The following is a 20,714-nucleotide window of genomic DNA, read 5'->3' as shown; positions in this document are numbered from 1 at the left end:
CGTATCGGAGATTGGGAAATAGATACCGTCATAGGTAAAGGTCATCGAGGCGCCCTTGTTACCATTGTAGAGCGGGTCACCCAATTCACTGTATCAACTCAGGTGGCAGGAAAAACAGCGGAAGCCGTCACTGCGGCGACGATAGAACTATTAAGGCCATATAGGTCAGCGCTTCATAGCATCACAGCTGACAATGGAAAAGAGTTCGCTTATCACGAGCAAATCACAGAGGCTTTAAGTGTACCTGTTTATTTTGCTCACCCTTATCACTCATGGGAGCGCGGATTGAATGAAAACACGAATGGATTACTACGTCAGTATTGGCCGAAGAGCACAGATTTTAAGGCGGTAACACCAGCACAAGTTATACCCGTACTTGAGCAACTTAATAATCGTCCGAGGAAGACACTTGGATTTGAAACGCCTGCAAAATTGATGCAGGATCACTTGGCGGCTAAAGCCGCCTAAACGTTATGCACTTCAGATTTGAATCCGCGCAATGAATTTGATCAATAAATGCTCTGTTTAAATTTGTTTAGTTAATATTTACAAGGGCAAGTATGTAAGCTAAACAATTTATTTAAATGAAGTGCTTAACGCTATCGCTTTTCAGGGGCTTGAATTATTTAACATTTATAAAAATATATTTAGGCTCAAGTGGCTAGCTGTTAAACTACAGCATATTAGTTTTATAATTTATATTAGAGTTTACATTATGATATGTGCATTTTTACGTGATCAACAGCCGAAGTTACTAGGTATGTTAGTGGCATTGTTTGGTGTTGGATATTCAATAAATGCAGTGGCTCAAGAGCAAAACCAAACTTTAATTTTAGTGGGGTCAGAGCTTACTACCTGTACTAGCGCAAAGCTTAACAATTGCCAAAAAGAGACTGCTATTGATGGTAAGTCACATAATTTATATACTGTTAGCAACGCTCAAATAAAAAACATCACACAGCACTGGCCTAATAATAACGTTGAGGCAAAAATGGCTGTATTAAAAACACTTAAAACCTTGCTAGGTAAATCGTCAAATAGCGTATCTAAAACAGATTTATTATGGCTATGGCGCGATATAAATAACCAGCAATTAGAAAGCCTGACTCAGCAAGAATACAACTTTGTATTTGATATGCTAGAAGTGCCGCTACTTGATAAAAACGCTGAGCGCTTAAAAGAGCAAGTAAATACCGATTTTAATATTGAGGTCGCGACTAATAGTATTTTACAATTTGTGTCGGGCAGTTTAAAAGTTAATAACGCAAAACCCACCATGCTTGCTATTACGGCATCGAGCCGCGACCCTTATGAGTCGGCAGATGTAGCGCAGAGTCTTTTAGCACAATCAAATATAAACACTCAATGGTTAGCACTAACGCCAGCACTTGCTAAAGCGATTACGAGTAACTCGTGCGATGAATTACCCGCTCTCAGAAATACATTAATGAATGTGTATAACCGGGAAGCAATTTATCCAGAGTACACAAAGGCCGAATACGCTTTATGCAAAAGTGGCACTAATGCACTTGTATCACTTATTAAAAATAGTACCGGTGTGATGTTTAATAGCGGTAATGCAGCATTAACTCACAAGGTATTATTTGATCAAAACAATAACCCATACCCGTGGACGCAAGCATTGCAAACTCGCCCAGTAATTGTAGGTGAAGGCGCGGGCGCAGCAATCCAAAGTAAAGTGACGGGCATGCTTACAAATACGACAAGCCTTGAGGCACTTCGCAAAAATGAAAATAACACTAATGCTGGTGGACTTGGCAGCTTTAATTTTGGTGTACTAGATACTCAGTTTAGCGAACAAAACCGTACATTTAGGCTCGCAGCGGCGTTAAATAAAAATGAAGTAAAAAAGACTAAAACAGAGATTCAACATGGTTTTGGTATTGACGAAAATACGGCTTTGGTTGTTATTAAATCGCCAGAAGGTAGTTTAATAACCGTAATAGGCAAAAGTGGTGTAGTGCATTTAGCTAACCAAGGTAAAGCACAATCTGAGAGTAAGAGCTATAGCTACTCGTATTGGCCTACAAGCAGTGTAATTGAAATTACCAATAACATGTTTACTCTAAGCGCACGCACAATAGATGAAACGTTACCCGCTATAAAAATACCTCCACTGCCAGTGCAGCGCTTTGGCTCAATTTTAACAAATTCAAAACTGCGATCACTAACTCAAGCTATGTGCCTAAGCCAAGAGCAAAGTGCGGTAGCTCAACAAGATGAGTTTATAATTAGCCTTACAGCAACGAGTGACACACAGTATCATCGCGTTAATGCAAAAGAGTTTGGTTGTGCACTAAGCAATTTAGAGTTAGCTATAAAGCCTATTTAGTTACTAACCTGAGCCAAGGGTTTAAGTTTTTGGCTCTTCTCTATAAAATAGCCACCATAATGATTTAAAAGCCTAGCCAAGGCCTTACTAAAAGAGTTTTAAAATGAATAATGAAAATGACGTAATTGATACTTTAGCCGAACTAGAAAGCTTTTTAATAGATGTCGAAAACGGTGGTTTTGGACTTAAAGGTGTTGCCGGTGTTGGCATGGCTACTAATAACAAAGATGGCAGCCGTTTTGTTGCTGTGTTTGACGATAATCAAAAGCTACTTTTAGCACGCATGATTACAGAAGACGTATTCCAAACCGGGCAAGACATGGTACGAAATGGTGTAGGGCGCAAGCACTAATATTAATTTTACTGAATAACGCCACTGTAAAATGCGTTATTCAGTAAGTATTTATAAAATCAAAATATTGAAATTAAAAGTACATTTCCCAATCTAGTTGGCACCATGGGTGCTCGTCATCAGCTAATATACTTTGCAATGTAGCAACCGTATCATTTATTTTTTCAAATAAATCATGACTAAAATTAAAGTCAGGGTTTGGCTCGCTGTACGTTTCTTGAGTTGTAATCTTTTGCCATATACACCGACCAACTACATAACTAGTTGCATATTCTTGCCAGCTAATAAATAAGGTTTGTGCCAGTTTTCCAATAGGCTTAAGGTAATGCCATGCTTCTTCTTCGGTTAAAAAATTAACGCTAACACCACAACGACATAAAAAAGCATAGCGGCCAATATCAAAAGCTCTAATACCACAACGAGCCAGTGAGAATTTATGTATTCCTGCCCAGTCCGACATAATACCTATAGGCGTATTTTGATAGGCAGTAGATTTATTCTCAATGTAGTATCTTGCTAATAAATCATTTCTGGTGAGTTCAGCCATACAACTCATGAAAACTTGGCTATTTGATGTGTTATAAAAGACATTTAAAGTTTCAATTAATTCTTCTTTTGTTGTAACGCCATAAGCATTATCTAAAATACTTAAATTACCGTTAGCAACTGACTCGTCAGTGTAGTTTTTATTGTGATGCTTTAAGGTATTCAATGAATAGCCATTTTGCATTGAAAGGTGGCCTGAGAGGCTAATAAGCCATAATTTTTGTTCTGAACTTAAGGTCGCATCATCCGCAACTACACAAGGTACTTCACTTTGATTGTGCATCTACAATCTCCTTTGTTGTTTGCAGTTTTAGGCATATATCATTGTAATTAGGATGCATTGGCTGTCCATGTTCAACGAGCTTTTCACAACACTCCACTGCAAATTCAAGTGAGTATATCCCAAGCCTCTGATGTCCGTATTTATCTGCGGCTAATATTAATATGGGTATTGCTGCATCATATTGATCTAAGGCAGCTAGCGATCGCCCTTTATAATAGTAGCTTTGTGGTAAATTAGAAAACTCGCTCATCGTGATGTTTGCGAGCTTAATACAGGTATCAAAATCATCTATATCAAAAGCTATGTGAATAAACTTTAAGCTCCAACTTGGTTGGTGTGTGATTTTTGGCATAGCTTGCTTAATAGCATAAATAGCGGCTTGTTTTATTTGCTTCACAATCGCTTTATCTTCGAAGTTTGCCAATTTAGCCATTAACGCATGTAGCATTGCCCAAGCATATTGCTGTTTATAGTCTAAATCAGCATAGAGGGCGTAACCCATGGGTTTATTGGGTTTTCCATCATGATCAGTCGCTGGAAGATCTAATGTTTTGAGTTCTAATTGTGAGTATATATTCTCTTGTACAGAGCCTAGCACGCGAGGGGTTTTATAAAACTTGTTAGGAGATGGTTGTATTTTTTTTGCGATAGTTTCCATTATCAAATTGAAATCAATTGAGTCTGGGCAATATATAAATAAATCAACCAGTAGTGGCCAAGGATCTATCTGTTTTTGTAAATGTAGATTCATAAAGGCGATAAAAACGTCAAATGCTTCATCTAAGCGTTCTAGCTTAGCAAGGCATAAAGCCTGTAAATAATTGCAATCAGCGTGAAAAATTAGAGGGTATGTTTGAGTCGTTATTAAAGCATCTTGGTAGCGACCATTTTCAAATTGTAACGTCGCTATTTTAAGAGCGTTACTTTCCTCATTTTTTTTAAGATCTTTTATGTAGTATCGACGGGCGATAATCAAAGCAGAGCGAAGGTCTATATCCTCAGGGCTAGTATAAAAATAAGAGTTTAAATACGTATATGCTTTTTCATAATTTTTAAGGTGCAAATAACACAGACCAATCTCTTTAGTCATATTCATCGCATAAAAACTTTTCATAAGTTCTCGCTGCGCAAGATAAATAGTGAGTGCTATATCATAGTTTTTAAGCTTAAATTCTGCGTGTGCTTGTAAATCTCGCAGCTGATCTATGCTTGCATCTGTAGGCTCTGGCAATGAGGCAAGTAACTTACTAATTTCTGTGTATGCACCCAATGTCCATAAATAGTTAGCAACATAAAGATAAAGTGACTCGTCATTATAAAATACCAAATTAATTCGCTGCATAAGCGTAATTAGCTGCTCAGCTGTAAGCTTAGAATATATACATTGCTCTTCTATTAAGTTACGTAACTGAAGATGCTGCTGCAGTTGTTCAAAGCTGATATTGTGATCAATGTTAGATAGGGCATCGATTCGCAGTGGTAGGCTCTGAATATAATGATGCAGTGCAATAGCAAGTTCACGGTAGTGATTATTTTTATTGGTTACTAACTCACTAGAGATTTTCATACTCTCATCTAAAAATTTAAATACCGTGGCAGATAAAAAGTAATTCTCTGAAAAGAAATCAATTAAAGTAAATGAGACTTGCTGACTTTGATCGACATCCCAAAATAATGGCGACGAAAATAATAACTTCCATTGTTCAACATCGCTGCGAGATAACACATTACAATATAATTCATTGAGTGCTACTTGCAGCTCTGAAATAGAGCGAATACAATTTAACTCGATAGGTTGAGGCTTAACTATTTCAACTTCTGTAGGTGCGAGAGAGGGCTCTTCTTCATCAAAAAATGACTCGTTAATAACGCCTTTTTTTTCGTGCTCATCTTCAAATACTTGATTGGGTGCTGTGTCTTCATTTTTAGCAGGTCGTTTAGCCTCTTTAATAGCTAACTCATATGCTTTTCGTAAATCTTTAAACTCTTCGGGATACTCTGTTGGCGATGTTTTTTTTAGAATCTCTGTATAAGCGAGTTTAATAAGGCGTTTATCTGTTGTGGCTTCAATGCCTAATATTTTCCAATGGTTCATTACTTCACTCTTTATTTAATGCATGTAATTTTTTAACTGAAACTATTTTTTATTAGCTAACTTTAATAACTAACTTTAATAGCTAATTTTAATAACTAAGATAGCGCTTTATATTTTCGATCATACGCTCTATTTTGTGGTTATCGTGTGTTTCTAACACTTCCATAAATTGACCAATCGCCTCGCCAATCTCTCGCCTTTTATCGCCTAGATTTTCTTGGAATAAACGCTCTAACTTTGCTTTAAATGCAGTATTTACAAGTTTGTCTTTAGGCAAAACCTTAAGTGCGTTAAGTCGTGAAAAACGTTCACGTAACTCACTTTCACTCAAGCTTTCTTCATTTTCGCCTACATAAGTGCGGTATTTTTTGTCACTTGCAACATTAGTCACTTCAACCTCAAGTACACCATTAAGATCGTAGGTATATGTTAAATATAACTCTTGTATTATATTTAACGGCTCAAGATTTATTTCTAAATCGCCTAAAAACACATTATCTTTAGGGAGGTAATGTTCACCCTGATAAATTTTAATGAGTACTTTTTCTTGTTCAGGGTGAGCTGAATAAACAGAACGAGTTTCGCTTACAGGAATCGTCGCGTTACGTTCTATAATAGGCAAAAACTCAGACTGACCATGTTTGTTGTTTACCTCCACGCCTAAAGTGAATGGGCAAACATCAGTCATTATTACGTCTTTCAATTCTTTAGCACGTGCGCTCATACCTGCCTGAATTGCAGCACCAGTAGCGATAGCATGGTCAGGGTTATATTGAGTTTGCGGTATACGTGAAAACACACGGCTAATTTGCTGTTGAAAAATAGGCATACGCGTAGCGCCGCCAACAAGAATAAGTCCATCAACGTCTTCAAGTGTTAAGTCAGCGTCAGACATCGCACGGTTAATAGGAAACTTAATTCGCTCAATTAACTCGCTACACAATGTACGATAATCTTCCAGAGTGAGGGTATATGAATACGTTTTTTCTTTATATTCAAAATTAAAGCTGGCTGTTGACTCGTTAGTTAATTGGCACTTTAAACGCTCGCACAACGACCAAATATTACGTAGTTCACTATCTGAGAAAAAACCTTTATACAAATCGTTTTTCTTATAAAGATCTTCTTCAATAACGTTAGTAAAGTCGTTACCGCCTAAGTAGTTATCACCCGATGAGGCGTGTATTTCAAATATGTCGTTAAATACCTCAATAACCGACACATCAAATGTACCGCCACCAAGGTCCAGTACTAAGTAAGTTTGCTCACAGTCTTTATTATCGAGCCCATAAGCGAGTGCTGCGGCTGTGGGTTCATTAAGTAATCGCTCAACTTTAAGGCCTGCAAGTAAAGCCGCTTGTTGCGTTGCTTGGCGTTGTTTATTGTTAAAATAGGCAGGTACCGAAATAACGGCTTCAGTAATAGGCTCTTGTAAATAATGTTCGGCTTGCTCTTTAAGGCTTTTTAATAAAATGGCTGATAGTTCAGTTGCGCTATAATCTTGCTCGCCCAATGAAAAGGTTTTATCAGTGCCCATAAAACGTTTAAATTCACAAATTGTGTGTGCGGGGTGGGTTGCTAATCGATCCCTAGCGGCTTGGCCTACAAGAATATAATTGTCTTCCGACAAGCCAACAATTGAAGGAACGAGCACATTACCCTCCATATCTGGAATCAACTTAACCGCGTTATCTTGCCATATACCCACTACGCTATGAGTTGTACCGAGATCTATCCCTATTTTCATTTTATTTCCCTTACTGAATGACTTAAATCATCGCTATGCTAAGTTACTTAATACAGAGCCTTAAATTCAACTTAGTTTTGCACCGACGTAATTATACAGTTTAATTAAAAACCTATTATTAATATCTGATTGAAAATTATACGCTTAACTTTATTTTATTAAAATAGGTAGCGGTTCTTGATGAGAGCAAAGAGGTCTTTAAAAGAATACATATTGGAGAGGTGCAAGCAGATTAGTATTAAGGTTGATAACAAAAAAATATGGATCTAGATATAGAGTATTATCGAATTGCTGGAAGTAAAGTTTACTGATGGTTAGGTTTAGATTAACGAAGATTGTTATTTTTAAAGGAATTAATTGGTCGGTATGGAGAGATTCGAACTCTCGACCCCTGCCACCCCATGACAGTGCGCTACCAAGCTGCGCCACATACCGATTTGTATGCAATAGTACGTGTATTTTTTTAAAAATCAATAAGCGATTGTTTGTTTGGGTGTTTATTACGCAAGAGACCTAAAAAGGCACTCTTGCGGTGTATTAATTGGCTAGTCTTTATTTAACCACTTTTTGATCGAGTCATACATCTCATCTCGTATTAATGGCTGAGCTTTTTTGTTAGGGTGTAAACTATCGTTTTGCATTAGCTCAGGTTGACCAGCAACATCGAGCATAAAAAAGTTCATTAAATGCGCATTTGTTTCTTCGCTAACGTCTGTAAAAGTGTCTGTAAACATTTTGCTGTAACGCGGACCGTAATTAGGGGGAATGTAAATCTCCATTAAGGCGGTCATCGCATTAGCTGCTTGGCTTTTTTGAATAAGAGACGTTAAGTTAGTTTGCATTTTTTTGACAGGAAAACCACGTAAACCGTCATTAGCACCTAGCTCAATAAGTACATGAGTGGGTTCGTATTGCTCAAGCAATGCATCTAAACGGCGTAGGGCTCCACCAGATGTTTCGCCACTAATACTGGCGTTGATAAGTTCAATGTCGGCGTGTTCGTCATCGTATTTATCTTGTAACAATTTTACCCAGCCTTCTTCTTGTTGAAGTCCGTAGGCTGCGCTTAAACTGTCACCGAGTATTAAAATCGTGTTGTCGGCTGCTGCGCTCAGCGGTTTGATAACTAAAAATAAAATGAATAATAAACGAAGGATTGAATGAGTCATATGTCAGCGCTTTCTCAATTAAATATAATTCAGGTTAATGGTTTGTCTAAAGTAGTCTCTACCTTTGAAGGTGAGCTGCCCATCCTCAGCGACATCAGCTTTAATGTCAAGCATGGCGAGTCTGTTGCTATTGTTGGCACGTCGGGCTCTGGTAAATCAACGTTACTCAGTTTATTAGCAGGGCTGGATACCGCAAGCAGCGGCGAAATATTTTTAGATGGCGAGCCATTACACAATTTAGATGAAGAAGAGCGTGCTGCACTGCGCGCGGCTAAAATTGGATTTGTGTTTCAATCGTTCATGTTAGTACAAAGCTTAACTGCACTAGAAAACGTTATGCTACCAGCAGAACTTGCTGGCGAAAGTGATGCAAAAGAGCAAGCAATTGTTTTGCTTGAAAAAGTAGGCTTGAGCCATCGAATTGATCATTACCCGTCGCAACTCTCTGGCGGTGAACAACAACGTGTTGCTATTGCGCGAGCATTTATTGGTACACCTAAAATATTGTTTGCTGATGAGCCTTCGGCTAATTTAGACAGCAAAAACGGTAAAATGATTGAGTCGTTATTATTTGATTTAAACACGCAACACGGCACTACGCTTATTTTGGTGACTCACGATGAAGGGCTTGCACAAAAATGTGAGCACATTATTCAAATAGAGGCGGGTTTACTAGTAAAAAGCCAAGTAGAGGACGTTGCTAATGTGGGTTAAGTTAGCGCTTAAGTTATTTTCGCGAGAATTTCGCCGTGGTGAGCTAACAGTTATAAGCGCAGCTATCGCCCTTGCTGTTTTAACCGTGCTTACACTGTCTATGGTTACTGAGCGAATAGGGCAAAGTATTGCGCAAAAAAGCAGTGCTTTTATTGCAGCAGACCGTGTACTTGCAAGCGATCATGTTCTCGACACTGCTTTTATTACTAAAGCACAGAGCCAAAATTTAAAAACGGCGCAAATGGTGTACTTCGACACTATGTTGTTTGCCGATGATGAAATGCAGTTTAGCTCAGTAAAAGCGGCATCTAATGCGTACCCCTTAAAAGGGCAGTTAAAAGTTAAAGATACCCTAACCGGTGAAACTAAAGTTGCTAATACCGGGCCAACGCCTGGTAATGTGTGGCTAAGTGAATCGGTATTTTACAGTTTAAACATTGATATAGGCGCGCAAGTAGAGCTTGGCGCTGCATTATTTAATGTTTCAAAAGTTATTGTAGAAGAGCCCGATGCGCCATTTAATGTATTTTCGAGTAGCCGCCGCGTGCTTATTAATATTGACGATGTGGCAAAAACTGAAGTTGTGCAGCCAGGTAGTCGTGTTTATTATCGCCAACTTTATGCAGGTAGTGAGGCCGATATAAATAGCTTTTACGAGTGGCTTAAACCACAAATGAAAGAAAACCAACAATGGTACGGCGTTAAAGACCGTCAATCACCTATTTCAAATAGTTTAAACCGTGCAGAGAGCTTTTTATTACTTGCCGGCCTATTAGGTATTATTTTAGCCGCAGTGGCTATAGCCGTTTCAGCAAAACGTTATTGTGAACGACAATACGACCCAGTAGCGATGATGAAAACGCTAGGCGGTAGCCGTTCAATGATCCGCAAAATATACATGCTCCATTTATTGCTTGTATGTGCAATGGCGGTAAGTATTGGGCTGTTAATTGGTTATGGCTTGCAAGAAATAGCAACAAGTTACTTATCAAAAAGTATGGGCACAGAGCTACCTTTAGGTGGCTTTAAACCTTGGCTGGTGGCTATAAGCACCGGCGTAATTTGTGCCGTTATGTTTTCTATTAAACCGTTATTTGATTTATTTGATATTCCACCGCTTAGAGTACTGCGCCGTAACTTAGGTGACAAGTTGGCAGTAAGTCGTGTGCATTTAGGCATGAGTGCGCTAACCGTGTTTTTATTAATGTGGTTATTTAGTAACAACATAAAAATAACGCTTATTTTGTTTGCCTCAACGCTTGCGCTAATTGGTGTGTTGTTTTTGATATCTAAATTAATATTTGGTGGCGGTCGAAAATTAGGGCTTAAGCCAGGTAACAGTTGGTCGCTTGCAATTGCGTCCATTCAAAAGCGTGCAAATGTGAACGCGGTACAGTTAATTAGTTTTTCGTTAGCGATTAAATTACTGTTGTTTTTAGTGGTACTTAAAAACGACATGATATCTGATTGGCAGTCGCAACTTCCTGCCGATGCGCCTAATGCGTTTTTAGTTAATATTACGCAAAATGAACTTGAGCCAATTAATGAGTATTTAGCACAAAAAGATATTCAGGTATCAGAGTTTTATCCCACTATTCGTGGACGTGTAAATGCCGTAAACGGCGAGTTGGTAGCACGTTCTGTATCGCTGCAAGACAACGAGAAAAAAGACGAAGAAGCACGTGCAGGTATTGGCCGTGAGCTAAACCTTACATGGCTTAAAGATGTGCCTGACCAGAATGAAGTAACACAAGGCACGTGGTTTGGTGAAAATGCGATGGCTGAAGCCTCAGTAGAGGAGTCGATGCTTGAGCGTTTAGATGTTGAGATGGGCGATACGCTTACATTTTTAATTGGTTCGCAGTCATTCGACGCTAAAATTACCAGTGTGCGCAAAGTTAATTGGGCCACGCTTAAACCTAACTTTTTTATTATTTTAAGCCCAGATGTACTTGCAGATTTTCCGGCAACGTATATTTCGTCGGTACGTATAAACCCAGATCAAAAGCGTGACTTTAGCCAGTTATTGCGTACTTACCCTACTATTACAGCGATTGATATTGATAACTTTGTTAAGCAAATACAAACAACTATTTCGCAAGTATCACTCGCCATTGGCTTTGTACTTGCAATTGTTGTGCTGTGTGGCGCGCTTGTACTTATATCGCAAGTGCAAGCTAGTTTAGGTGAGCGTATGCAAGAAATTGTAATACTGCGAACACTTGGCGCTAAAAGCCGATTAATTAAAAACGCGACCTTGTACGAGTTTTTATTACTCGGCGGTTTAGCTGGCTTAGTTGCTGCATTTTTTAGTGATATAGCGCTTTTAATTGTGCAGCAACAAATGTTTGATTTAGCAGGTAAGTTACATCCGCATATATGGATTATTGGTCCGGTAGCTGGCGGTGTATTTGTGGCTGGTTTAGGCTATTTAATGATTGCCCGAACACTTAAACAAAATACCCAAGGATTAGTGCGTGCCCTAGGGTAAGCTTAAACTAACATGCTCCTGCAAATGCCCACCTAACACGTGGGCATTTTTGTTTTTCTTTATACTGGTAATTTATACAGTGCTCTGGCATTATTAGCGTAATTTAAAAATAATAACAATGGAGTGCTGTTTGGCCATTATTTTAGGGATCGATCCTGGTTCACGTTTGACCGGATATGGCGTTGTTGCCCACCAAGGTTCTAAATTTACATACTTAGGCAGTGGTTGTATTAAGTTAGCCGATCATCCTTTTCCGGTTAGGCTTAAAATGATCTACCAAGGCATTACACAGCTTATTGAACAGTTTTCGCCAGAAACCTTTGCCATTGAAAAAGTATTTATGGCGCATAACCCCGATTCAGCTTTAAAACTAGGCCAAGCTAGAGGCGCCGCGATTGTTGGCGCTGCAATGGCCGACTTACCCGTATTTGAATACTCAGCTAGGCAAATTAAGCAAGCAGTAGTAGGTAACGGTGGCGCTGATAAAACACAAGTGCAGCACATGGTAAAAAATATTTTAAAACTACCCGGTACGCCACAGGCCGATGCAGCTGATGCACTCGCTATTGCGATTTGCCACGCTCACTCAGAACAAAATTTAATTAAACTAGCGGGTAGCGCAAGCAAAACCGTTAGAGGACGTTTAAGGAAATAACTATGATAGGCCGCTTAAATGGTATTTTAGTCGAAAAACAGCCACCAGAAATATTACTCGAAGTAAGTGGTGTCGGTTACGAAGTACAAATGCCAATGACCTGTTTTTACGATTTACCAAAAATTGGTGAAAACGCGATTGTTTATACGCACTTTGTAGTGCGTGAAGATGCTCAATTATTATTTGGTTTTAATAATAAAGTTGAACGCGCCTTGTTTAGAGAGCTATTAAAAGCAAATGGCGTTGGTCCAAAACTTGGCTTAGCTATTTTATCGGGCATGTCGGCAAAGCAATTTGTAAGCTGTGTAAATAACGAAGACTCAACGTCGCTAGTTAAATTACCCGGTGTAGGTAAAAAAACAGCCGAGCGTTTAGTACTCGAAATGAAAGACAGATTAAAAGATTGGGGTAATGATTTATTTACGCCATTTAGCGACAGCGCAGTAATAGAGCCAATGAGCGATGCGACAATAGCTAATAACGCAGCCGATGATGCCGTATCGGCACTGCTTGCATTAGGTTATAAATTGCCACAAGCTCAAAAAGCAGTAAAATCGATAAGCAAACCCGATATGTCTACTGAGGTTCTTATTAGAGAATCTTTAAAATCAATGTTGTGAGTAACCCATGATTGAAGCGGATCGCTTAATTGATGCGACTGAAAAAACAAATGAAGACTCTATAGATCGTGCAATAAGACCAAAACTTTTAGCCGACTACAGAGGCCAGCCTCATGTTAAGCAGCAAATGGAAATTTTTATTGAAGCTGCGCGAACCCGTGGTGAAGCGCTCGATCATTTATTAATATTTGGCCCACCAGGGCTTGGTAAAACCACGCTTGCAAATATCGTTGCTAACGAATTACACGTAAGTATTAAAACAACATCCGGCCCTGTACTTGAAAAAGCAGGCGATTTAGCTGCGTTACTTACTAATTTAGAAGAAGGCGATGTACTGTTTATTGATGAAATACACAGGCTAAGCCCGCAAGTTGAAGAAATACTGTATCCAGCAATGGAAGACTACCAGCTTGATATAATGATTGGTGAAGGCCCAGCTGCGCGTTCTATTAAATTAGACTTACCTGCATTTACACTTATTGGTGCCACTACGCGAGCAGGCTCGCTAACATCGCCACTACGTGACCGTTTTGGTATTGTGCAGCGATTAGAGTTTTATTCTGTAGAAGATTTGTCGCACATAGTAGGGCGCTCTGCACATTATCTTGGTTTAGAAATGTGTGATGATGGCGCAACCGAAATTGCACAACGTTCACGTGGTACACCACGTATTGCAAACCGTTTATTACGCCGTGTACGCGATTACACACAGGTAAAATCTGACGGTACAGTAAATGCCGAAGTAGCTAAGCAAGCGCTTGATATGATTGACGTAGATAAAAGTGGTTTTGATTATATGGATCGCAAATATTTACTCGCCATAATTGAAAAATTCATGGGCGGCCCAGTAGGACTCGACAATGTAGCTGCAGCTATTGGTGAAGAGCGTGAAACAATAGAAGATGTAATTGAGCCGTTTTTAATTCAGCAAGGGTTTATTCAGCGTACTCCGCGTGGGCGAATAGTGTCTGACAGTGCATATCATCACTTTGGTTTACTTCCTAAAAAAGACTAGCCTCATCATATACATTACTTGCTGTGGTTTATTGCGCAGCAGGTAATTGACTTAGTATCCCTTTCTTTCAAATATTTATACGGCTGGTATTTTACCCAAAACCTCAGCACACTGTTGCAAATGTTATTTCAAAATACTTATACGCTTTATAGTTAACTGTTAATTCACAGGGCGTTAAGACTTGCGAAGCTATCCTGCGTACCATTCAAACTAGTAACCGAATTACTTATTGTAAAATAGGTAGAGCAATTATTAGTTTATAAATAATACCAATCTGCTTATATATGGGGTCTACTTAACGTTAAGAAAATTACGCTAGAACTAGGCAAAAGTTTTTGTATCTAGTTGTTCTAAATAAAAAATTTTTAACGACGTTATAGTGTAATTTAATTCGTTAAATTGATCAAAGATTTATGCTGGTTGGTATAAAATATGTAGCGCACCAAATTGCAGGCAAAAAAAAGCCCGCAAAAAATGCGGGCAAACAACAAGTTGAAGGAAGTAATCCAGGGAACTATGTTTTACTGAATTTGGTTTTATCCAGAAAGAGTAAAACAATGTAATACGATAAAATATCCTATTACTAAGAACTTGGCTTAATGAAACTATCTCATTCAGTGCGCTAGTTCGGTATGGGAGAATAATACGTAAGATCACCTTTTTATTCAAACTAGAAAATTTGTATTTTCAGATTAGAAAAACTAATTCGGTGAATTTTATTGTTGTTTGAATCTTGCGCGTTAATTAATCGTTAAATTTATAAGTTAATGAAATTACTAGCTTAAGTAATTTCTTTTGATGTGGCTCGGTATTAGTTTTACTGTTACGTGAAGGTAAGGCTTATAGGTTTTGAGTGTTTATGCTCTTATTTTGAATAAACGGCGCATTTTATGACGTTTTACTTATATATTTACGCATATTTATTGTTAGCGAGTTTATTTAAAAGATTAAATAAAATACTGAGGCAAAGGGAAATGCCAACTAAAGCTGTTTTTTAACGTTTTTTGTTGCCTATTCATAGCAATACCGTTGTCAGCTTGAAATGGACTAGATACACTAGATGCAACTTTTGACCGTATAAACGGTCATATTTACACAAATTAACCAATTTGCCGTATTTTGAAATTACTTAGGAGTTTAACGTGGGATCAGGGCTTAATTTTTTAGACCTAATTTTAGAAGCAAGCTTGCTTGTTCAGTTAGTGATGTTAGGGCTAGTTGCCATGTCTGTAATGTCGTGGACAATTATATTTCAGCGTAAAAAAGCAATATCAGATGCACTATCAAATGCTAAGAAATTTGAGCAAAAATTTTGGTCTGGTATTGATCTAAGTAAATTGTATAACGAAATATCGTCACGCAGCGGTCAGTCTCAAGGTATTGAAGCCTTATTTACTTCAGGCTTTAAAGAGTTTGCTCGTCATAAAAAGAATACATTTCAAAGTGCGAGTATTGTTATGGAAGGGACGCATCGTTCTATGCGTGTTGCGCTTTCTCGTGAAATTGAAAAAATTGAATCTAGCTTATCGTTTTTAGCAACGGTAGGTTCTATTAGTCCGTACATCGGTTTGTTTGGTACAGTGTGGGGTATTATGAATGCCTTTATTGCACTAGGTGAAGTTAAGCAAGCTACATTACAAATGGTAGCACCCGGTATAGCAGAGGCACTTATTGCGACTGCTATGGGTTTATTCGCGGCAATTCCGGCCGTTATTGCTTATAACCGCTTTTCAAATAGTGTTGAAAAGCTTGAGTCTCATTATATTAACTTTATGGAAGAGTTTGCTAATATTTTACACCGTCAAGCAGCTACACAAATAGAGGCACAAGCGAATGTATCAGCGTAAAAAGCGCCGTCCGGTCGCAGAAATTAATGTAGTACCTTACATTGATGTAATGTTGGTATTACTTATTATATTTATGGCAACAGCACCGCTTATTACACACGGTGTAAAAGTTGATTTACCTAAAATGGAAGAGTCTGATTTAGTTGATACTAAAGATACTCCTCCCATTATTGCTTCAATTGATGCAGAGGGTAAATATTATGTAAGCGTAGGTACTGATCCTGAAGAGCCTATGGAAGCACTTGATGTTGCTGCGGTTATAAAATTACAGTTAATGAAAAACCCTGACGTGCCAGTTATGATTAAAGGCTCGGGTAAGGTGTCGTATCAAGAAGTATTATTACTAATGGATTTTTTGAAAAATGCAGGCGTACCATCAGTAGGATTAATGACTGAATCCTTTGAGGGGAAGTAGCTGTATGAATAGTTCAGTAGTAAAATCGATAGTACTTCATTTAGGAATTGGTGGTTTTTTGTATGCCTCTGCAAACATTCATCCGCCAGCACCTAAAGTAATGGAAGTAACGCTTAATTCGGCTATACCTACGCCAGATAAAGCAGTATCAGCCGTTACAGTTGATCAAAAACAAGTTGAGCAAAAAATTGCTGAACTTCAAAAGAAAGAAAAAGATAAAAAAAGTGCTGAAGACAAACGTATCCGCGATTTAGAACGCAGAGCGGCCAATGCACGTAAGCAACGCGAATCTGAATCTAGGCATATTAAAAAGCTAGAGCAAGAACGTAAAGCTAAAGAAAAAGAAACAGCCGAGGCGCAAGCACAAGCTAAAAAAGCACGTGCCATTGAGCAAAAAGAGCGCGCTAAAGCTAAGCAAGCCGAAAAGCAAAAGCAAGAAGCTGAAAGTGCAGCAAAAGCTGCTGCTGATAAGCGTAAAACCGAAGAAGACGCACTTAAAAAAGCAGAAGCTGAACGTAAAAAACGTGAAATCGAGGCAAAAGAGCGTGCAGCCGAGGCAGAACGTAAACGCCAGCAAGCAATGCAAGAGCAAATGTTACAAGAGCAACTTGCTAAAGAGCAGGCTGCCCGTAGTAAAATACGTCAACAACAAGTGGTAAGCGAAGTTGATAAGTACCGTGCATTAATTATGGCGCGTATTCAGCAAAACTTATTGATTGATGAAAAAATGAAAAACCAACAGTGCCGAGTAAATATTCGTTTAGGTTTTAATGGTTTAGTAACGCAAGTTAAATCATTAGGTGGCGATAAGTTGGTATGTGAAGCTGCATTAAGAGCAGTGCGCATGGCCGACACATTACCGGTGTCTAAAGATAAAGACGTATTCGAACAACTTAAGAATATTAATTTAACAATCAAGCCAGAATTTTAAAGGAATGATATGTTCAACAAAATAAAAATAGCCTGTTTAGTTTTACTGTTTGGGTTTGTGGGTGTTGCTAATGCAGCACTTGAAATTGTAATAACTGAGGGTGTAGACGGTGCAAGGCCCATTGCTATAGTACCTTTTAAGTACCAAGGTGTTGGCCCAATCCCTGAAAAACTAAGCAGTGTTATTGCTGCCGATTTAATGCGCAGTGGTAAATTTAAACCTGTAGATGTAGCGCAGATGCCACAACAGCCAACCAAAGATAGCGAAATTGATTACGCATCTTGGGTTAATAAAGGTGTGGAAGCGATATTAGTGGGCGAAGTTGAGCAGCAAACTGATGGGCGTTACTTAGTGCGTTATGAGTTAGTTGACGTGATCCGCGGCCAAATTACCGGTGGCAACACACAAATGATGAGTAATGGTAAGCTAGTTAAAAGCCAAGATCATATTTTGGAAGCGCGTGAAAGTGTTATTAGTGAAAGTGGTTTTCGCCGTTACTCTCATCGAATCAGTGACGTTATTTATGAAAGATTGACTGGTGAAAAAGGCGCATTTTTAACTAAAATTGCCTATGTAATAGTACGTGATAATGACCCTAAGCCTTATCAGTTAGTTGTTGCAGATTATGACGGATTTAATGAGCAAGTATTACTTCGCTCAAAAGAGCCTTTAATGTCGCCAGCGTGGTCACCAGATGGTACTAAGTTAGCGTATGTAACGTTTGAAAATCGTCAAAGCCAAATTTACATTCAAGACATTTACACAGGTAAGCGCGAAATAATAGCAAGCTACCGTGGTATTAATGGTGCACCGCAGTTTTCGCCAGATGGTAAAAAGTTATTATTAGTGCTTTCTAAGGACAAGACGGGTGCAACAGAAGTTTACTTGCTTGACCTAGCTACACGCAAAGAAACACGCTTAACCAATCACCGTAGCATAGATACTGAGCCATCTTGGCACCCTAATGGTCAAGATATTGTGTTTACATCTGAAAGGGGTGGTAATGCTCAGATTTATAAGTTAAATTTAAAAACTGGTAGGTCACAGCGACTCACCTTTGATGGTGATATGAATCTTGCTGGTTCAATAACACCAGATGGAAAAGAATTAGTGATGGTTAACCGTACCAACGGGCAGTACCATCTTGCTAAGAAAGAGCTGGCTACAGGCGCGTTCCAAGTATTAACGAGAACACGCCTAGATGAATCACCGAGCATAGCGCCAAATGGTTCGATGATTATATATAGCACGCTTCATAATAATAAACAGGTACTTGCGCTAGTATCGATGGACGGCCGCTTCAAGGCACGGTTACCTGTGCTAGACGGACAAGTAAAGGCACCAGCTTGGTCGCCATACTTACAGTAATATTACTGGTTTACTCAAAATAGGAATCTACTCAATGAAACTTAACAAAATACTTAAAGGCCTGCTAATTGCTGTGCCAGTAATGACATTAGCAGCTTGTAGCTCATCTTCAGATATTGATGAAGGTGCTGCAAACCAATCAAATCAAGGCGTTGTTGAGCAATCAACTAACACTGATACGGTTGAAGTTGCTACAATTTCTCCTGAGCAACAAGCAGAAGAGCAACTTCGTCAAAAGTACGAAGCACTTCGTCAAGAGCAAGTAATCTACTTTGATTTTGATACTGCGACAGTTGAAAGCAAGTACGCAGACTTACTTCGTGCACATGCTGAGTTTTTAGTTCAAAACTCATCAGTTAAAGTACTAATTGAAGGCCATGCAGATGAGCGCGGTACTCCAGAGTACAATATTGCACTAGGTGAGCACCGTGGCCAAGCAGTTGAAAAATACTTATTAAGCTTAGGTGTTTCAGCTAGCCAAATGTCAGTGGTAAGCTACGGTGAAGAGAAGCCAATGGTTAAGTCTCGCACTGAATCAGCTTTCGCTAAAAACCGCCGTGCGGTACTAGTTTACTAAAATAAGAGATATTATGAAGCCGAAAATTATTTTGGCAGCCATGATATTGAGCGGGAGCACCCAGTTAATGGCTGCTCCCGCTCCTGTTTCAGAAGCTGCGAGTTCACAATCCAGTATTGAGAAGCGATTAGCGTCGCTTGAGAATATGATGCAACAGCGTAACTTTTTGCAAGTTGAGTTACAGCAACAGCTTAACTTGTTACAAGACGAAGTAAGCCAAATTCGAGGTGTAACCGAAGAGCAAAGCTACAAGCTTGAAAAAGTACTGCAGCGTCAGCGTGAATTGTATCAAGAAATTGAAAACCGCGTGAGCCAGGCTTATACACAGCCAGCTGCAGCTCCCGCAACTGATTACACGCAACAAAGCAATGCACAGACCTATAGCAGTGACTTATCTGAAAACGAAGCCTATGAGCGCGCTGTTGCGTTAATAATGAAAGATAAACGCTATGACCAAGCGATTCCTGAATTTCAAACGTTTTTAACTACCTACCCAAACTCTGTATATGCGTCTAATGCGCATTATTGGTTAGGGCAGTTGCTTACTATTAAAAATGATGGTGTAAAAGCAGTAGAGCACTTTAAAGTCGTTGTGAACGAATTTCCAAATTCTAATAAACGCCCAGATGCGATGCTAAAGTTAGGCACACTTTTACAAGATCAAGGTTCAGCGGCGCAAGCGCAAAAAATATTGAGCGATCTTATCAATCAATACCCAAGTACAACCGCTGCAAAACTAGCAACTGATCGTTTAGGAAACTAAAGTTCACTAGCGATTAAATTTCTAGTTAGGGCGAGCAAACTACATGGAAACTCTCGAAGAATCTTGGATTTGCATGTAGTTTGAGCACAAACGGTTTAATTTTGTGCATCTAGACATAAAAACTTAAAAAAAGAGACAATTTCGGTTGCACTCATTTTATAAATAAGTATTATAAGCGCCCGCAGCAAACGAATGGTTACCCCACTCGAAATGCGACAAAAAGAGCGGGTTATTAGCTCAGTTGGTAGAGCAGTTGACTTTTAATCAATTGGTCGATGGTTCAAATCCATCATAACCCACCATTCTTTGAATGGTCTTTTATCGGCGGATTTACGTAGAATACTAAGTTGTTATAAAACGCAACGTCAGAGCGGGTCATTAGCTCAGTTGGTAGAGCAGTTGACTTTTAATCAATTGGTCGATGGTTCAAATCCATCATGACCCACCATTCTTTATTCCTTGTGAATAGTGTGTGGCATCAATCGGCGGATTTACGCAGGCTTTAACTTAGAAATAAGTTAGCAACTGGAACGGGTTATTAGCTCAGTTGGTAGAGCAGTTGACTTTTAATCAATTGGTCGATGGTTCAAATCCATCATAACCCACCATTCTTTATTCACTTTGAATAGTGATTGGTTCCAATCGACGGATTTACGTAAAGTAGTAAGTTGCATTTAAACGCAACAATAGAGCGGGTTATTAGCTCAGTTGGTAGAGCAGTTGACTTTTAATCAATTGGTCGATGGTTCAAATCCATCATAACCCACCATTCT

General features: G+C 38.9%; 18 protein-coding genes and 5 tRNA genes. 18 read left to right on the top strand and 5 right to left on the bottom strand.

The features are described from left to right. The 3 genes from GQR45_RS13015 to GQR45_RS13005 form a co-directional block, all read left to right on the top strand. Positions 1-468: IS30 family transposase (locus GQR45_RS13015; protein ID WP_165726157.1), on the top strand; the 468-nt coding region annotated here is incomplete at its 5' end. Between the two features lie 247 nt (positions 469-715). Further along, positions 716-2,353 (top strand): cyanophycinase, encoded by a 1,638-nt coding sequence (locus GQR45_RS13010; RefSeq protein WP_165726156.1) that lies wholly within the window; start codon positions 716-718, stop codon positions 2,351-2,353. Positions 2,354-2,456: 103 nt separating this feature from the next. Continuing rightward, positions 2,457-2,705 carry a hypothetical protein gene (locus GQR45_RS13005; RefSeq protein ID WP_007580368.1) on the top strand — a complete coding sequence of 83 codons (249 nt, stop codon included), beginning with the start codon at positions 2,457-2,459 and terminating at the stop codon, positions 2,703-2,705. 73 nt (positions 2,706-2,778) lie between these two features. On the opposite strand, the gene GQR45_RS13000 is transcribed toward GQR45_RS13005, so the two are convergent. The 5 genes from GQR45_RS13000 to GQR45_RS12980 all read right to left on the bottom strand — a co-directional run bounded on the left by GQR45_RS13000 (position 2,779) and on the right by GQR45_RS12980 (position 8,545). Continuing rightward, positions 2,779-3,534: a DUF1266 domain-containing protein gene (locus tag GQR45_RS13000; protein ID WP_165726155.1), complete on the bottom strand. Its 756-nt coding sequence runs from the start codon at positions 3,532-3,534 to the stop codon at positions 2,779-2,781. Then, the gene (locus GQR45_RS12995; protein WP_165726154.1) at positions 3,518-5,629 is read right to left on the bottom strand and encodes a CDC27 family protein; all 2,112 of its coding nucleotides are present in this window, start codon (positions 5,627-5,629) and stop codon (positions 3,518-3,520) included. Before GQR45_RS12995 ends, GQR45_RS13000 begins: the two co-directional genes overlap by 17 nt. A gap of 88 nt (positions 5,630-5,717) precedes the next feature. Continuing rightward, a complete protein-coding gene (locus tag GQR45_RS12990; RefSeq protein WP_165726153.1) occupies positions 5,718-7,376 on the bottom strand; it encodes a molecular chaperone HscC in 1,659 nt (552 codons plus the stop codon). Positions 7,377-7,734: 358 nt separating this feature from the next. Next, a tRNA-Pro gene (locus GQR45_RS12985) sits at positions 7,735-7,811 on the bottom strand. A 110-nt stretch (positions 7,812-7,921) separates the two neighbouring features. After that, on the bottom strand, positions 7,922-8,545 hold the full coding sequence (locus tag GQR45_RS12980) for an arylesterase (RefSeq protein ID WP_165726152.1): 624 nt from the start codon (positions 8,543-8,545) through the stop codon (positions 7,922-7,924). Here GQR45_RS12980 and GQR45_RS12975 point away from each other — a divergent pair, their 5' ends adjacent. From GQR45_RS12975 to GQR45_RS12905, 15 genes are all read left to right on the top strand, one after another. Then, entirely contained in the window at positions 8,546-9,259 is a 714-nt protein-coding gene (locus GQR45_RS12975) for an ABC transporter ATP-binding protein (RefSeq protein ID WP_007580378.1), read from the top strand. Continuing rightward, positions 9,249-11,750, top strand: a complete 2,502-nt coding sequence (locus GQR45_RS12970) for an FtsX-like permease family protein (protein ID WP_165726151.1) — start codon at positions 9,249-9,251, stop codon at positions 11,748-11,750. The genes GQR45_RS12975 and GQR45_RS12970 overlap by 11 nt, the downstream gene beginning before the upstream one ends. Positions 11,751-11,880: 130 nt before the next feature. Continuing rightward, the gene (gene ruvC, locus GQR45_RS12965; RefSeq protein WP_002960649.1) at positions 11,881-12,405 is read left to right on the top strand and encodes a crossover junction endodeoxyribonuclease RuvC; all 525 of its coding nucleotides are present in this window, start codon (positions 11,881-11,883) and stop codon (positions 12,403-12,405) included. 2 nt (positions 12,406-12,407) lie between these two features. Further along, positions 12,408-13,025, top strand: coding sequence for a Holliday junction branch migration protein RuvA (gene ruvA, locus GQR45_RS12960; RefSeq protein ID WP_002960647.1), 618 nt, complete (start codon positions 12,408-12,410; stop codon positions 13,023-13,025). 7 nt (positions 13,026-13,032) lie between these two features. Further along, the gene (gene ruvB / locus GQR45_RS12955) at positions 13,033-14,040 is read left to right on the top strand and encodes a Holliday junction branch migration DNA helicase RuvB (RefSeq protein WP_007580382.1); all 1,008 of its coding nucleotides are present in this window, start codon (positions 13,033-13,035) and stop codon (positions 14,038-14,040) included. Positions 14,041-15,182: 1,142 nt separating this feature from the next. Next, positions 15,183-15,887 carry a protein TolQ gene (gene tolQ, locus GQR45_RS12950; RefSeq protein WP_007580384.1) on the top strand — a complete coding sequence of 235 codons (705 nt, stop codon included), beginning with the start codon at positions 15,183-15,185 and terminating at the stop codon, positions 15,885-15,887. After that, complete coding sequence (gene tolR / locus GQR45_RS12945; RefSeq protein WP_007580386.1) at positions 15,874-16,302, top strand: protein TolR; 429 nt, start codon at positions 15,874-15,876, stop codon at positions 16,300-16,302. The genes tolQ and tolR overlap by 14 nt, the downstream gene beginning before the upstream one ends. Positions 16,303-16,306: 4 nt before the next feature. Further along, entirely contained in the window at positions 16,307-17,233 is a 927-nt protein-coding gene (gene tolA, locus GQR45_RS12940; protein WP_165726150.1) for a cell envelope integrity protein TolA, read from the top strand. A gap of 9 nt (positions 17,234-17,242) precedes the next feature. Continuing rightward, positions 17,243-18,601 (top strand): Tol-Pal system beta propeller repeat protein TolB, encoded by a 1,359-nt coding sequence (gene tolB / locus GQR45_RS12935; RefSeq protein WP_165726149.1) that lies wholly within the window; start codon positions 17,243-17,245, stop codon positions 18,599-18,601. Positions 18,602-18,635: 34 nt separating this feature from the next. Then, complete coding sequence (pal, locus tag GQR45_RS12930; protein WP_007580392.1) at positions 18,636-19,178, top strand: peptidoglycan-associated lipoprotein Pal; 543 nt, start codon at positions 18,636-18,638, stop codon at positions 19,176-19,178. A gap of 13 nt (positions 19,179-19,191) precedes the next feature. Continuing rightward, on the top strand, positions 19,192-19,941 hold the full coding sequence (gene ybgF, locus GQR45_RS12925; protein ID WP_024590479.1) for a tol-pal system protein YbgF: 750 nt from the start codon (positions 19,192-19,194) through the stop codon (positions 19,939-19,941). A 226-nt stretch (positions 19,942-20,167) separates the two neighbouring features. Continuing rightward, positions 20,168-20,243: transfer RNA gene (locus tag GQR45_RS12920), tRNA-Lys, on the top strand. A 70-nt stretch (positions 20,244-20,313) separates the two neighbouring features. Beyond that, a tRNA-Lys gene (locus GQR45_RS12915) sits at positions 20,314-20,389 on the top strand. Between the two features lie 84 nt (positions 20,390-20,473). Continuing rightward, a tRNA-Lys gene (locus GQR45_RS12910) sits at positions 20,474-20,549 on the top strand. Between the two features lie 85 nt (positions 20,550-20,634). Further along, positions 20,635-20,710 (top strand) — tRNA-Lys (locus GQR45_RS12905). Positions 20,711-20,714: the final 4 nt, after the last annotated feature.

The organism is Pseudoalteromonas sp. SA25, from assembly GCF_011378705.1.
GTDB classification, from domain to species: Bacteria; Pseudomonadota; Gammaproteobacteria; order Enterobacterales; family Alteromonadaceae; genus Pseudoalteromonas; species Pseudoalteromonas arctica.
The sequence above is the reverse complement of the archived record's forward strand: the minus strand, read 5'-3'. Positions and strand labels throughout refer to the sequence as shown.

Bases quoted from the DNA above. Each gene is read 5' to 3' on its own strand.
- GQR45_RS13010 (WP_165726156.1), top strand. From the start codon at position 716: ATGATATGTGCATTTTTACGTGATCAACAGCCGAAGTTACTAGGTATG.
- GQR45_RS13005 (WP_007580368.1), top strand. From the start codon at position 2,457: ATGAATAATGAAAATGACGTAATTGATACTTTAGCCGAACTAGAAAGC.
- GQR45_RS13000 (WP_165726155.1), bottom strand. From the start codon at position 3,534: ATGCACAATCAAAGTGAAGTACCTTGTGTAGTTGCGGATGATGCGACC.
- GQR45_RS12995 (WP_165726154.1), bottom strand. From the start codon at position 5,629: ATGAACCATTGGAAAATATTAGGCATTGAAGCCACAACAGATAAACGC.
- GQR45_RS12990 (WP_165726153.1), bottom strand. From the start codon at position 7,376: ATGAAAATAGGGATAGATCTCGGTACAACTCATAGCGTAGTGGGTATA.
- GQR45_RS12980 (WP_165726152.1), bottom strand. From the start codon at position 8,545: ATGACTCATTCAATCCTTCGTTTATTATTCATTTTATTTTTAGTTATC.
- GQR45_RS12975 (WP_007580378.1), top strand. From the start codon at position 8,546: ATGTCAGCGCTTTCTCAATTAAATATAATTCAGGTTAATGGTTTGTCT.
- GQR45_RS12970 (WP_165726151.1), top strand. From the start codon at position 9,249: ATGTGGGTTAAGTTAGCGCTTAAGTTATTTTCGCGAGAATTTCGCCGT.
- ruvA (WP_002960647.1), top strand. From the start codon at position 12,408: ATGATAGGCCGCTTAAATGGTATTTTAGTCGAAAAACAGCCACCAGAA.
- ruvB (WP_007580382.1), top strand. From the start codon at position 13,033: ATGATTGAAGCGGATCGCTTAATTGATGCGACTGAAAAAACAAATGAA.
- tolR (WP_007580386.1), top strand. From the start codon at position 15,874: ATGTATCAGCGTAAAAAGCGCCGTCCGGTCGCAGAAATTAATGTAGTA.
- tolA (WP_165726150.1), top strand. From the start codon at position 16,307: ATGAATAGTTCAGTAGTAAAATCGATAGTACTTCATTTAGGAATTGGT.
- tolB (WP_165726149.1), top strand. From the start codon at position 17,243: ATGTTCAACAAAATAAAAATAGCCTGTTTAGTTTTACTGTTTGGGTTT.
- pal (WP_007580392.1), top strand. From the start codon at position 18,636: ATGAAACTTAACAAAATACTTAAAGGCCTGCTAATTGCTGTGCCAGTA.
- ybgF (WP_024590479.1), top strand. From the start codon at position 19,192: ATGAAGCCGAAAATTATTTTGGCAGCCATGATATTGAGCGGGAGCACC.